Source organism: Pseudomonas sp. WHRI 8519 (assembly GCF_040224055.2).
GTDB lineage: Bacteria > Pseudomonadota > Gammaproteobacteria > Pseudomonadales > Pseudomonadaceae > Aquipseudomonas > Aquipseudomonas putida_X.
Genome location: NZ_CP167996.1, coordinates 5,229,152 through 5,242,533, shown reverse-complemented (window position 1 = coordinate 5,242,533; position 13,382 = coordinate 5,229,152). Strand labels below are relative to the sequence as shown.

The 13,382-nt window shown below is 63.2% G+C and carries 13 protein-coding genes; 6 read left to right on the top strand and 7 right to left on the bottom strand.

The annotated features are described in order from the left end of the window. Positions 1 to 3 precede the first annotated feature (3 nt). On the bottom strand, positions 4 to 621 hold the full coding sequence (gene lolB / locus ABRP30_RS23950; RefSeq protein ID WP_267818765.1) for a lipoprotein insertase outer membrane protein LolB: 618 nt from the start codon (positions 619 to 621) through the stop codon (positions 4 to 6). Between the two features lie 4 nt (positions 622 to 625). Next, entirely contained in the window at positions 626 to 2,347 is a 1,722-nt protein-coding gene (locus tag ABRP30_RS23945; protein ID WP_267818763.1) for a tetratricopeptide repeat protein, read from the bottom strand. A gap of 433 nt (positions 2,348 to 2,780) precedes the next feature. On the opposite strand from ABRP30_RS23945, the gene hemA reads away from it, so the two are divergent. From hemA to ABRP30_RS23915, 6 genes are all read left to right on the top strand, one after another. Beyond that, entirely contained in the window at positions 2,781 to 4,058 is a 1,278-nt protein-coding gene (hemA, locus tag ABRP30_RS23940) for a glutamyl-tRNA reductase (protein ID WP_241806319.1), read from the top strand. Then, on the top strand, positions 4,055 to 5,137 hold the full coding sequence (gene prfA, locus ABRP30_RS23935; RefSeq protein ID WP_267818761.1) for a peptide chain release factor 1: 1,083 nt from the start codon (positions 4,055 to 4,057) through the stop codon (positions 5,135 to 5,137). Before hemA ends, prfA begins: the two co-directional genes overlap by 4 nt. After that, entirely contained in the window at positions 5,137 to 5,967 is an 831-nt protein-coding gene (gene prmC, locus ABRP30_RS23930) for a peptide chain release factor N(5)-glutamine methyltransferase (protein ID WP_267818759.1), read from the top strand. The genes prfA and prmC overlap by 1 nt, the downstream gene beginning before the upstream one ends. Continuing rightward, positions 5,961 to 6,716, top strand: coding sequence for a molybdopterin-synthase adenylyltransferase MoeB (locus ABRP30_RS23925; protein WP_241806322.1), 756 nt, complete (start codon positions 5,961 to 5,963; stop codon positions 6,714 to 6,716). The genes prmC and ABRP30_RS23925 overlap by 7 nt, the downstream gene beginning before the upstream one ends. Then, entirely contained in the window at positions 6,709 to 7,506 is a 798-nt protein-coding gene (gene murI / locus ABRP30_RS23920) for a glutamate racemase (protein WP_267818756.1), read from the top strand. Before ABRP30_RS23925 ends, murI begins: the two co-directional genes overlap by 8 nt. A gap of 104 nt (positions 7,507 to 7,610) precedes the next feature. Further along, complete coding sequence (locus ABRP30_RS23915) at positions 7,611 to 8,129, top strand: acyloxyacyl hydrolase (protein WP_267818754.1); 519 nt, start codon at positions 7,611 to 7,613, stop codon at positions 8,127 to 8,129. Positions 8,130 to 8,186: 57 nt separating this feature from the next. On the opposite strand, the gene ABRP30_RS23910 is transcribed toward ABRP30_RS23915, so the two are convergent. The 5 genes from ABRP30_RS23910 to ABRP30_RS23890 all read right to left on the bottom strand — a co-directional run bounded on the left by ABRP30_RS23910 (position 8,187) and on the right by ABRP30_RS23890 (position 13,264). Further along, entirely contained in the window at positions 8,187 to 8,885 is a 699-nt protein-coding gene (locus ABRP30_RS23910; protein WP_267818752.1) for an SDR family oxidoreductase, read from the bottom strand. A gap of 17 nt (positions 8,886 to 8,902) precedes the next feature. Continuing rightward, positions 8,903 to 10,324: a deoxyribodipyrimidine photo-lyase gene (phrB, locus tag ABRP30_RS23905; RefSeq protein ID WP_267818750.1), complete on the bottom strand. Its 1,422-nt coding sequence runs from the start codon at positions 10,322 to 10,324 to the stop codon at positions 8,903 to 8,905. A gap of 7 nt (positions 10,325 to 10,331) precedes the next feature. Further along, complete coding sequence (locus ABRP30_RS23900; protein ID WP_267818748.1) at positions 10,332 to 11,213, bottom strand: MerR family transcriptional regulator; 882 nt, start codon at positions 11,211 to 11,213, stop codon at positions 10,332 to 10,334. After that, positions 11,203 to 12,171 carry a DUF523 and DUF1722 domain-containing protein gene (locus ABRP30_RS23895; RefSeq protein ID WP_267818746.1) on the bottom strand — a complete coding sequence of 323 codons (969 nt, stop codon included), beginning with the start codon at positions 12,169 to 12,171 and terminating at the stop codon, positions 11,203 to 11,205. The genes ABRP30_RS23900 and ABRP30_RS23895 overlap by 11 nt, the downstream gene beginning before the upstream one ends. A gap of 106 nt (positions 12,172 to 12,277) precedes the next feature. After that, positions 12,278 to 13,264 carry an NAD(P)/FAD-dependent oxidoreductase gene (locus ABRP30_RS23890; RefSeq protein ID WP_012316253.1) on the bottom strand — a complete coding sequence of 329 codons (987 nt, stop codon included), beginning with the start codon at positions 13,262 to 13,264 and terminating at the stop codon, positions 12,278 to 12,280. Positions 13,265 to 13,382: the final 118 nt, after the last annotated feature.

Below are 13,382 nucleotides of genomic sequence, written 5' to 3'. Positions count from 1 at the left end.
CGGTCAGTGCCCCAGCTGGCGCGGCTGCCAGTCCTTGACCACCAGGGTCACGTCGAGGTCCTTGCCGTGCAGTTTCAGGCGCTCGGGCAGCCAGTAGCCGTTCTGCTCGGTGTAGCTCAGGTACTGCACCTGCCAGCCGTCCTGGTCCAGGCTGGCCAAGCGGCTGTCGCCATCGAGGGTCAGCTTGCTCTTGCTGTCGGGAGCGGGCAGGCCGCGCACCCACCAGACCAGGTGCGACACCGGCAACTGCCAGCCCAGCTGTTCTTCCAGCAACGCTTCGGGGCTGGCGGCTTCGTAGCGGCCCTGGTTGGCTACTTCCAGTACCACACCACCGGGGCGGCCGGTCAGGCGTGCTGCGCCTCGGCCCAGCGGGCCGGCCAGACGGATGTCGTAATAGTCCTGGCGCTGCAACCAGAACAGCGTGCCACTGCCGGAGTCGCGCGGCGCGCGTATGCCGACCTTGCCGTTGATCTGCCAGCCATCGAGGCTGCTCAATTGCTCTTTATGGGTGCGCCACTGCTGTGGGTCGCCGTGGCCTTGAAGGGCCTCGCGGCTACCGAAGCCGGCACAGCCAGCCAGCAGGGCGATCAGGGTGAAGGTGATGCAATGGCGCAAAAACATGGCGTTAAAGGGTCTCGGATCCGGTCAGGCGCAAGACGGTCTTGCGCAGGATAGGGCTGTCGGGCTGGGCCTCGAAGGCCTTGGCCCAGACATGGCGAGCTTCACGGCGCTTGCCGTTGGCCCACAGAACCTCGCCCAGGTGAGCAGCCACTTCATGGTCGGGGAAGCGCTCAAGGGCCTGGCGCAGGTAACGCTCGGCCTCCTCGAGGTTACCCAGGCGGTAGGCGACCCAGCCCTTGCTGTCGAGGATTGCCGGGTCGTCCGGGGATAGCTCATAGGCCTTGTCGATCAGGGCCTTGGCTTCAGTGTAACGGGTTGTGCGGTCGGCCAGGGTATAACCCAGGGCGTTCAGCGCCATGGCGTTTTCCGGTTCGCGAGCGATGATGGCGCGCAGGTCTTTTTCCATCTGCGGCAGGTCGTCACGCTTTTCGGCGAGCATGGCGCGGGTGTAAAGCAGGTTGAGGTCGTCCGGGTAGCGCTGGATGGCCTGTTGCAGCACCTGGTTGGCCTGGGCGTCCTTGTTGTTGTTGCTGTAGCTTTCCGACTCGATCAGGTAAAGCTGGATGGCGAGCTCCGGCTGCGCCTCGCGGGCCTGGGCCAGCTGGCGGGACGCCTCGGTGCCACGGCCGTTGGCGATCAGGATATCGGCCTGGCGCAATTGTGCCGGCAGGTAATCCGGGCCCGGGCCGACCAGCGCGTATTCGCTCAGGGCTCCGGCGGGGTCGTGGCGTTCTTCGGCAATGCGGCCCAGGTTCAGGTGGGCGGCGTCGACGTTGCTGTCACGCTCGATCAGCTCGCGCAGGTAGCTCTCGGCCTCATCCCAGTCCTTGTTCTCCAGGCATACCAGCGCCAGCGAGTAACGCAGCTCGTCATCATCGGGGTATTGCTGGACCAGGCTGATGAACTCGGCCTTGGCATCGGCGATGCGGTCCTGTTCGACCAGGGTGCGCGCATAGGTCAGCCGCAGGCGCTTGTCGTCTGGGTTGTCGCGGATCGCCCCGCGCAGCAGCGGCAGCGCTTCCGGGCCGCGGTCCAGGGCCTGGAGCAGGCGGGCGCGCAGCAGGGTCGAAGCGATCTCGCCATTTTGCGCCGGGTGCGACTCAAGCAGCTCGAGGGCTTCTTCAGCCTTGCCATCCTGATTCAGCAACAGGGCCTTGCCGAACACCAGCTGGTTGTTGTCGGGGTACTTGACCAGCAGGCGGTCGAAACTCTGCATCAGGCCGTCGCGGGTGCTCTGGTCGGTTTCGGCGGCCGACAGGGCGAGGAAATCGAAATGCGTGTCGCCCTGGCCTTGCAGCACCTTCTCCATATAGGTCATGGAGTCGTCATAGCGGCCTGCCCGCGCCAGCTGGATGGCAGCGGCGCGCTGGGCGTCGAGGTTCTGTGGGTCGTTGCGGGCCCAGATCAGTGCGCTGTCCAGGGCCGGCTCGTCGGCGCCGAGGTACTCGGCGATGCGGTAGGCGCGCTCGGACACGCCCGGGTCCTGGGTTTTCTCGGCCTGGTCGGTGTAATTGGCCAGGGCGATATCGAACCGGTTGCGCTGGCCGGCGAGTTCGGCCACCAGCAGGCTGTAGAGCGTGTCCTGCTTGAACGACCCATACACCACGGGCTTGTCGGCCTCTGCCTTGCCGGCTTCGGCAACGGGAGGCTCGGCCTTGTGTGGGGCCAGGCTCTGGCAGCCCTGGAGCAGGGCGAAGGCAAGCAGCAGTGCGTAGGGTCTGTTCATATGAAGAGGCTTAGAAGGACTTACCGGCGGTCGGAGCATGATGACACAAGCGCGGGGGCAAACCCACCTGCGAAGGTCGTGCTTTACAGCGTTGCTGGTGATTAGGTGGGACAGCGGGGTAGGTGGGATGTTCACTGCCCTGTGGCTTGTCGCCGCCGGCTCGGCAACGCGCCAGTCTGACTGCTTTTAAGTGTTGGCCAAGGGCTTGAGCCTGGATATCGTCGATTTTTATAGGCGATAAAGGGCATGTTTCCCGCTCCCTGGCCATTTTTTGACATGGGTTTCGTGGCCCAGGGGCAATGGCTCCAGGCGAGGGGTTGGCAAGGTTGCGCGGCCTGCGCCCCTCACCCTCACGACAATAGCGAACGGTGGTTGTTCTAAAACCTGCGAAAGAGGACAATTATCGGCTTCTCGTCACAACCAGCGACCTTGCATGGCCTTTCTTGCACTTGGTATCAACCATAAGACTGCCTCGGTAGACGTACGCGAGCGCGTGGCGTTTACCCCAGAGCAGCTGGTCGACGCCCTGCAGCAGCTTTGTCGGCTGACCGCCAGCCGTGAGGCGGCGATCCTGTCGACCTGCAACCGCAGCGAGCTCTATATAGAACAGGATCAGTTGTCCGCCGAGGCGGTCCTGCAGTGGCTGGCCGATTATCACCGCCTTAGCCTGGATGAGCTGCGCGCCAGTGCCTACATCCATGAAGAGCATGATGCCGTCAGGCACATGATGCGGGTTGCCTCGGGCCTCGACTCGCTGGTACTTGGCGAACCGCAGATCCTCGGCCAGATGAAGTCGGCGTATGCCGTGGCGCGTGAGGCTGGCACCGTGGGCCCGCTCCTCGGGCGCCTGTTCCAGGCCACCTTCAGCGCAGCCAAACAGGTGCGCACCGACACCGCGATCGGCGAGAACCCGGTGTCGGTGGCGTTCGCCGCGGTCAGCCTGGCGCGGCAGATCTTCAGCGACCTGGGGCGCAGCCAGGCACTGCTGATCGGCGCCGGTGAAACCATCACCCTGGTTGCTCGTCACCTGCATGAGCAGGGCGTGCGCCGTATCGTCGTGGCCAACCGTACACTGGAGCGGGCCAGCCTGCTGGCCGAGCAGTTCGGGGCTCACGCCGTGTTGCTGGCCGATATCCCACAAGAGCTGGCGCACAGCGACATCGTCATCAGCTCGACCGCCAGCCAACTGCCCATCCTGGGCAAGGGCGCGGTGGAAAGCGCGCTGAAGCAGCGCCGGCACAAGCCGATCTTCATGGTCGACATCGCCGTGCCGCGCGACATCGAGCCGGAGGTAGGTGAGCTCGACGACGTGTACCTGTATACCGTCGATGACCTGCATGAAGTGGTCGCGGAAAACCTCAAGAGCCGCCAGGGCGCGGCCCAGGCGGCCGAAGAGCTGGTCTCGGTGGGCGCCGAAGACTTCATGGTGCGTCTGCGCGAACTGGCTGCGGTCGATGTGTTGCGCGCCTATCGCCAGCAAAGCGAGCGCCTGCGCGACGAAGAACTGCAAAAGGCCCAGCGTCTGCTGGCCAACGGTGGCAACCCCGAGGAGGTACTGGCGCAACTGGCCCGGGGGCTGACCAACAAACTCCTGCATGCGCCCAGCGTGCAGTTGAAAAAGCTCTCGGCCGAGGGCCGGCTCGATGCGCTGGCCATGGCCCAGGAACTCTTTGCCCTCAACGAGGGCTCGACGGACAAATCCTTGCAATGAAAGCGTCGCTGCTGAACAAACTGGACACGCTCCAGGACCGCTTCGAGGAACTCACCGCCTTGCTGGGTGATGCCGAAGTCATTTCCGACCAAACGCGCTTTCGCGCCTATTCTCGCGAATACGCCGAAGTGGAGCCGGTGATCGGCGCCTATAAAGAGTGGCGCAAGGTGCAGGACGACCTCGAGGGTGCCCAGGCGCTGCTCAAGGACGCCGACCCCGATATGCGCGAAATGGCTGTGGAAGAAGTACGCGAAGCCAAGGAGCAACTGCTGGGGCTGGAGTCGCAGCTGCAACGCATGCTGTTGCCTAAAGACCCCAACGACGGGCGCAACGTGTTCCTCGAAATTCGCGCAGGCACCGGCGGCGACGAGGCGGCCATCTTCTCGGGCGATCTGTTCCGCATGTATTCGCGCTATGCCGAACGGCGCGGCTGGCGCCTTGAAATTCTCTCCGAGAACGAAGGCGAGCACGGCGGCTATAAAGAGATCATCGCCCGCGTCGAAGGCGACAGCGTTTACGGCAAGCTCAAGTTCGAGTCTGGCGCGCACCGCGTGCAGCGGGTGCCTGAAACCGAATCGCAAGGCCGTATCCACACCTCAGCGTGTACTGTCGCGGTGCTGCCCGAGCCGGATGAGCAAGTGGCTATCGAGATCAACCCGGCCGATTTGCGCGTGGACACCTACCGCGCATCCGGCGCCGGTGGCCAGCACGTCAACAAAACAGACTCCGCCATTCGCATCACCCACTTGCCTACTGGCATCGTGGTGGAGTGCCAGGAGGAGCGTTCGCAGCACAAGAACCGCGCCCGAGCCATGTCCTGGCTGTCGGCCAAGCTCAATGACATGCAGACCAGCGCGGCGCAGAACGCCATCGCCAGTGAACGTAAACTGCTGGTCGGTTCGGGCGACCGCTCAGAGCGTATCCGTACTTACAATTATCCACAGGGGCGGGTGACCGATCACCGTATCAACCTGACCTTGTATTCCCTCGACGATATCCTTGCCGGGGGCGTGGACGCGGTGATCGAACCGTTGCTGGCCGAATACCAGGCTGATCAGCTGGCGGCACTGGGGGATTGATGACCATCATCGCCAGCCTGCTGCGCACTGCGCAATTGCCGGATTCGCCCACCGCACGCCTGGACGCCGAACTGCTGCTGGCAGCGGCCATCGGCAAGTCTCGCAGCTACCTGCATACATGGCCTGAACGCATCGTCAGCAGCGAGGATGCGCAGACCTACGCGGGCTACCTTGAGCGTCGCCGGGGGGGCGAGCCCGTTGCCTACATTCTAGGCCAACAGGGCTTCTGGAAACTCGACCTGGAAGTGGCACCACACACGTTGATTCCGCGCCCTGATACCGAGCTTCTGGTCGAGACGGCGCTTGAGCTGCAGCCTGCAACGCCCGCCAAGGTGCTCGACCTGGGCACCGGCACTGGCGCGATAGCGCTGGCCTTGGCCAGCGAGCGCCCGGCCTGGCAGGTCACGGCACTGGACCGGGTCGAGGAAGCGGTAGCGCTGGCTGAGCGTAATCGTCAACGCTTGGGCCTGGGCAACGTGAAGGTGCTCGCCAGCCACTGGTTCAGTGCCTTGAGCGGGGAGCGTTTCGACCTGATCCTCAGCAACCCGCCGTACATCGCTGCCCAAGACCCGCACCTGGCTGCCGGTGATGTGCGCTTCGAGCCCAGCAGTGCACTGGTGGCCGGGGCCGATGGCCTGGACGACCTGCGGCTGATCGTTGGCCAGGCACCGGCGCATCTGCTGCCCGGTGGCTGGCTGCTGCTGGAACACGGCTACGACCAGGCACAGGCGGTGCGCGCTCTGCTGGCCGGGCAAGGTTTCATCGAGGTGGCCAGCCGCAAGGACCTGGGCGGTCACGAACGTATTTCCCTGGGGCGCCTGCCATGCTGACCGATCAGGAATTGTTGCGTTACAGCCGGCAGATCCTGCTGGCACAGGTGGACATCGAAGGCCAGTTGCGCCTCAAGCAAAGCAAGGCGCTGATCATCGGCTTGGGTGGTCTGGGCTCACCGGTGGCGCTCTACCTGGCAGCCGCGGGTGTGGGGGAACTGCACCTGGCGGACTTCGATACCGTCGACCTGACCAACCTGCAGCGCCAGGTCATCCATGACAGTGGCAGCGTTGGCATGAGCAAGGTGGACTCGGCGCTGCAGCGGCTTGCGGCCATCAACCCTGAAATCACCTTGGTCGCCCACCGTCAGGCGCTGGACGAAGATTCCCTGGCCGCTGCGGTAGCAGCCGTCGACCTGGTGCTGGACTGTTCCGATAACTTCGGTACCCGCGAGGCGGTCAATGCAGCGTGCTTCGCCCACGGTAAGCCGCTGGTCAGTGGGGCAGCCATCCGCCTCGAAGGGCAGCTGTCGGTGTTCGACCCTCGGCGCGATTACAGCCCTTGCTACCATTGCCTGTATGGCCATGGCAGCGAAGACGAGCTGACCTGCAGCGAAGCCGGCGTGATCGGCCCGCTGGTGGGGCTGGTCGGCAGCCTGCAGGCGCTGGAAGCCATGAAACTGCTGGCGTGTTTTGGCGAGCCGCTGGTGGGCCGCTTGCTGCTGATCGACGCCATGGGCACGCGCCTGCGTGAGCTGCGGGTCAAGCGCGACCCGGCTTGTGCGGTGTGTGGCAAGCGCGATGGCTGAGCGCTCGGCAGCGGTTGGCGTGATGGACTCCGGGGTCGGCGGTTTGTCCGTGCTGGCCGAGATCCAGCGCTTGCTGCCCAGCGAGTCGCTGCTCTATGTGGCCGATTGCGGGCATGTGCCGTATGGCGAGAAAACCCCCGACTACATCCGCCAGCGTTGCCGGCGCATTGCCGAGTTTTTCCAGGCGCAGGGCGCCAAGGCGATGGTCCTGGCCTGCAACACGGCAACCGTGGCAGCGGTTGCCGACCTGCGTGAGCTTTACCCCGACTGGCCGCTGGTAGGCATGGAGCCGGCCGTGAAGCCTGCTGCTGCCGCCACCCGTTCCGGCGTGGTCGGTGTGCTGGCCACTACCGGCACCTTGCAGAGCGCCAAGTTCGCCGCCTTGCTCGACCGCTTCGCCAGTGACGTACGCGTGGTCACCCAGCCTTGCCCTGGGCTGGTCGAGCTGATCGAGACGGGTGACCTGGGTAGCCCGCAATTGCGCCAGCTGTTGCTTGGGTACTTGCAGCCCTTGCTTGCGGCAGGGTGCGATACGTTGATTCTCGGGTGTACCCATTACCCATTCCTGCGCCCATTGCTGGCCGGGATGGTGCCCGCCGACGTCGCTATCATCGATACCGGGGCGGCGGTGGCGCGCCAACTGCAACGGTTACTCGCCGCGCGCGGGCTGCTGGCCGAGGGGCCGGCACGCGAAGCGGCATTCTGGACCAGCGCCGAGCCGCGGTCATTGGAAACCATCCTTCCTGTGCTGTGGAACACGTCGGGTAGTGTGAACAAGTTCGAATTGTAAAAAAAACGTGAAAACAGCTGAACTATCGTCCCACTCCTGATTTCTATGTTTTGCCTGCCATGAGGCAAACACTTACAACAGCATTGGAAAGAAGGATGTTTCTCATGAGGAAACTGCTCGGCTTGGCGGCGGCTGCCGCCATCACTTTGGGACAAGTCGCGGCGGTGCATGCTGCCGATGTTTCGTTATCGGTGGGGCAGACGGGGGACTCCACCCAAGTTTACCGCCTGGGTCTGCAGTCAAACTGGGATGCCAGCTGGTGGCAGACGAGCGTCGGTCGGCTGACGGGTTATTGGGACGGTGCTTACACCTATTGGGACGGCGACGAGACGGCGAGCAACCACAGCCTGTCTTTCGCACCTGTATTCGTCTACGAGTTCGCCGGTGAGTCGGTGAAGCCCTACATCGAAGCAGGGATCGGTGTGGCTGCATTTTCCAGCACCGAACTTGAAAGCAACGAGTTGGGCTCGTCATTCCAGTTCGAAGACCGCATCGGTTTCGGGCTGCGTTTTGCGGGTGGGCATGAGATTGGCGTGCGGGCAATCCACTATTCCAATGCCGGCATCAAACAGCCCAATGATGGGGTCGAGAGCTACAGCCTGCATTACCGCATGGCACTGTGAAGTTGTCTTGCCATCCACTTTGCGGGGCCGCGAAGGGGATGGCAATCGCCCCATCACTTAGCGTGACAACGGCCACAAGCTGCTGGGGTTCGTGACCTCCAGCACGAGCTCCGGCTCGCGCAGTGGCAAGCGTCGCAGCAGCTCTTGTGCCGCGCTCTCTGGCGTCCACTCTTCTGGGTAGGCCATCGCTGACGTGACTGGCGTCTTCAGCGATTGCGGCGCCACCACTGTCAGGTCAATACCTTCATTTTTCAGCGACTGGCGCGCCTCGCGAAACCACTGCGGTGTGTTGTTCCAGCCTGCTGTGACTTGGGTGGGCGCATACAGCTGCAGGGCTGAATAACGGTTGAAGATCGCCATTACCTGCGGCTTGTCGCCTTTGATCAGCAACGGTAATACCTTGCCCATACAGTGCTCGGCCGCCAGCTGATTACTGCTGACGATCGTCTCGAACACGTCTGTGGCCGATACCGTATCCGGCAGGTAATCGCTGGCCCCGGCATTGATGATCAGGCTGTCCAGCGAGCCCCAGGTATGGCAAAGCTGAAGGCAGGCATTGGCTGCCTGGTCTTCGTCATGCAACTGCCATGGCAGGCGCAACATACGGCTGCCATGGTGCGCTGCCAAGCTATCGAGCGCTTGGCAGTCCTTGCCACTTGCCGCTACCCGGTGCCCTTGCCCGAGCAGCTGTTCCACTAACGCCAGTCCCAGGCCGCTGCCGGCCCCCGTAACCCAGAAAAATCGCGGATGATTCAATGCACGGACCCCTCACCCTAACTACGCGACAACCCCTTGAAGGCCTCCAGTGCACGCTGGCGACTACTACTTAGGTCAACTATAGGACGATGGTACGAATTATCGGCGAAAAGATCCTTATTTTGCGTAGGCTGATGGATACTTTTTTCATCCAAACCGCGCAGCTCGGGTACCCAGTGGCGAATGAAGTGCCCTTCTGGGTCGAACCGTTGCGACTGCGAAATGGGGTTGAAGATACGAAAATAAGGTACCGAGTCCGTGCCCGTGGACGCGCTCCACTGCCAGCCACCATTGTTGGCGGCAAGATCACCGTCTATCAGGTGGCGCATGAAATGTCGTTCGCCCTTGCGCCAATCGATCAGCAAGTTCTTGCTGAGGAACATGGCGACGATCATGCGCAGGCGATTGTGCATCCATCCGGTGTGCAGCAACTGGCGCATGGCCGCGTCGATGATCGGGAATCCGGTACGTCCCTGTTCCCAGGCCTCAAGGTCGGCAGGGGCATCGCGCCAGGGCAACGCCTCAGTGTGTGTGCGGAATGCTCGGTGGCGTGACACCTGTGGATAACCGGTCAAGATATGTTTGTAGAACTCGCGCCAGAGCAATTCGTTGATCCAGGTCTGGGTGCCAGTACTACCACTGTCGAACTCGCCGCGGTTGCTCGCCAGTGCGGCGTGCAGGCACTGGCGGGGTGAGACCACCCCGGCCGCCAGGTAAGCCGAAAGTTGGCTGGTACCCGGTTTAGCCGGCAGGTCGCGCAGGTGATGGTAATCCTCGATGGTTTCATCCACGAAGCGTGACAGCCGGGCGTGCGCTTCGTCCTCGCCAGCAGGCCAGTGTTCGCTCAGTGCACGCGGTGGTTTGTCAAAGCCTTCGATGTGTTGTGGGATGGGGTCGCTGGCGACGTCCACCGCCGCCTGCCTTTTTACCCGAGGCGCTTGCGACGGCAGGCTTCGGTGCAGGTGTTCCAGGCAGACTTTCTTGAACTGGCTGAAGACCTGGAAGTAATCCCCACTGCGGGTCAGCACGGTGCCAGGGCGGAACAGCAGCTGGTCGAGGTAGCTGTGGGCCTGAACGCCGGAAGCTTCCAGTAGCGCCCGGGTCGCCTGGTCGCGGCTGTTCTCGTTGATGCCGTACTCATCGTTCCAGTGCACCGCTTCGATCTTGTGCTGGCGGCATACGTCAAGCAGCGTTTGCGCCGCCTGATCCCAGGTGTGGATCCTGCGGACCAGCAGCGGGATATTGAGGCCCTCGAGTGACTTTCGCAGGTCGCGCAGGTTACGCAGCCAGAAGTCGACCTTGCAGGCAGCGTCGTCGTGCGCCTGCCATTGGCCTGGGCTGGCCAGCCACAAGGCCACGGTAGGGCCGCGTTCACAGGCGGCGCTAAGGGCAGTGTTGTCGTTGACGCGCAGGTCGCTGCGCAGCCAGATCAATTGCATGGGGTATCTACTCTACAGGCGGGCGGTCATTGCCTTGCAGCGTTCGCAATGCCGCCTGCGGGGTATCGAACAGGAAAAGCTCGGGCAGACCGAAGGCTTGCAGTTGAGCTTGATGGAGGGAAATCGTGGCACCGCCCAGCAGCTTCGTGCCTGCTATGCCCTGCAGGGTGCGCAGCAGGGCCCTGCCTTCGATGCGCGGGCCCAGGTGCAGCAGCAGGGCGCGAGGTTGCAGAGCGGTGACGGCGCGCTGCAACTCCACCCCGCTCACGGGGTATTCCAGCACTTCGACGGGGATGCCACTGCTGCTCAGCAACCAGGCAGAAAGCCAAAAGCTGGGGTCGAAGGCGTGCTCGCTGTCTTGGGCCAGCAGCACGGCAGGGCCGTGCAGTGATTGATTGTCGTGGTAGACCCGCGCCCCCAACTTGCTGCGCAGCCACGTGTGGAAGAACACCTGCTCAAGCCTGGCATTGAAGTAATTGCACCAACGCTGCGCCAGGCTATCGAGCAACGGCAGCAGCAATTTCTCGCACAGGGTGATGGCAGGGTACAGCGCCATGGCTTGGTTCAGCTGCTGGTCGAGGCTGCGCTGGGACAGGTTGGCGATGGCCTCGATCAACTGTTGCTGGCGAGTTTGCCAGTCGCCTTGCGGGGCAGCACCGGGTGGTTTGTCGAGCAACTCACGCACCTGGCCGACCGATGCGCCCCGTTCCAGCCACGCCAGGATCGCTTGGACCCGTTCGACCTGATCGCGGCCATACAAGCGGTGGCCTTTGGCGGTCCGTTGTGGCTTCAGCAGGCCATAGCGCCGCTCCCAGGCGCGCAGGGTGACTGGGTTCACGCCGGTGCGCCGGGCCAGTTCACCGATGGGCATGGGCGTTTCAGACTGCATTACGTAACCCCAGGCTGTCGGGGTGTGGCTGCAGGTAGGCCTGCTGCAGCAGGTACGGGTCTGGGTGCTTGCGCAAATGGTGTTTGAGCAAGGTCAGCGGCACCACCAGCGGCACGACCCCTTGCTGGTACTGGTCGATGATGTGTTTCAGCTCGGCCTTGTCCTGCTGCGTCAATGCGTCTTTGAAATAGCCACTGAGGTGCTGCAGAACGTTGCCATGGGTGCCGCGGCTGGCGCAGCGACGCAGCGCCTGCATCAACTGGCTGAAATAGCGGGGCCCGATGACCTCAGGGTCGTCGTCCCGGCTCATGCTGCCAAGCAGGCGCCCAAGCTGTCGGTAAGCCTGCGGGTTGTTGGCCATGAGCAGGTACTTGTAGCGCGAATGGAAGCGCACCAGTGCGCCACGGCTCAAACCCTCGGCCAGCAGATGCTGCCAGTCCGCATAGGCGTAGACGCGGCTGATGAAGTTTTCGCGCAATACCGGGTCGTGCAGGCGGCCCTCTTCCTCCACCGGCAGGTCCGGGCGACGGGCGCAGAAGGCCGCGGCATAGGCGCCCCTGCCGCCCTGTACTGCCGGGTGACCGTTATCCTGATAGACCTTGACCCGTTCCAGCCCGCAGGACGGCGACTTCTGCATGAAGATGTAGCCACAGATATCATCCAGCTCATCGGCCATCTGTTCGCCGTAGCTGGCGAGTGGGCCAGTGAAGTCCATGCCAGGGTTGCGTGTCCCGACCACGGCGGGGTGTTCGGGGTCACCGACCAGGCGGATCGGATCGCGGGGCACGCCCAGGCCGATGGCGACTTCTGGGCAGACCGGCCGCCAATCGAAATGTTCTTCCAGCTGGGTACGGCACAGATCGGACGATTTGTGCCCGCCGTTGTAGCGCACACTGTGGCCTGTCAGGCATGAGCTGATGGCAATGCGGGGCTTACGCTGGGCGGATGGATCGTGCATGGCTGCCTCCGAAAACTTGTACATGGAATCGCGCGTGTACAAGGTTATTCCAGCACAGCCACAAACTTATGCAAACTAGTATTTTTGTATAGTTTTGCAGTTTTGCTTATTCGAGATGCTCCAGCAGGCGTCGGGCCGCCTCCTGACCGCTGAGCCAGGCGCCTTCCACGCGGCCAGACAAGCACCAGTCGCCGCAGGCATAGAGCCCTTGGTCGGCATCGGCCAGCGCGCCCCATTCGTGACTGCCGGCGGGCCGCGCATACAGCCAGCGATGCGCCACGGAGAAGGACGGTGCGGGCACCACGCAGCCGACCAGTTCGGCGAATTCGCCCCAAAGCTGTTCGATCACTTCTTCCTTGGCCAGGTCGATGTGCTGCTTGCTCCACGTGGAGGTGGCATGCAGTACCCAGGTATCGAGCTGCTCATCGCGGCCTGGCTTGCTACGGTTGCGGGCCAACCAGTCGAGCGGGTTGTCCTGTACGAAGCAGCCCTGCATCGGGGTGTCCAGCGGTGTCTGAAAAGCCAGGGCAACGGCCCATGTGGGCTCCATCACCACGCCCGCTGCCACAGCGGCCAGTTTGGGGGTCGCGGCCAGCAGCGGCGTGGCTTGCGGCGCGGGGACGGCAATCACAACGCGGCTGAACGGGCCATGGCTGCAGCCTTCGGTGTCCTGAAGGTGCCAGTACTGCTTGCCGCGGAACACTTCGGCGATGCGGCAACCGAAGTTGACCGTGACGTCCTTTAGCATGCCGCGGGTGATCGCGCTCATGCGCGGCACGCCGACCCAGCGCGTCTGTTCGTCGGGGGAGGGCGTCAGTTCACCGTCACGGTAGTTGTACAGCTGCGGCTTCCACTGTTCGGCCCAGCCGGCGGCCACCCATTGCTGCACTTGCTCGACGAAGCGCCGGTCGCGCGCGGTGAAGTACTGGGCACCCAGATCGAGCGCTCCGGCCTCGCTGCGTTTGCTGGCCATGCGCCCGCCACTGCCGTGGCCTTTGTCGAACAGGTGAACGGATTGCCCGGCCTTCTGCAGGGCCTGGGCAGCGGAAAGGCCGGCGATACCGGCACCGATGATGGCAATAGGTACTGTCATGATGGCCTCTTCGAACCTTGCTGTAAGCAGACTACGCTGTCAGGCAAACCTGTACAATGCTTAAAATCTGTATAAGGTTATACCGCTTCTTAGGGCAGGTTGGCCTATGTTTATCTGA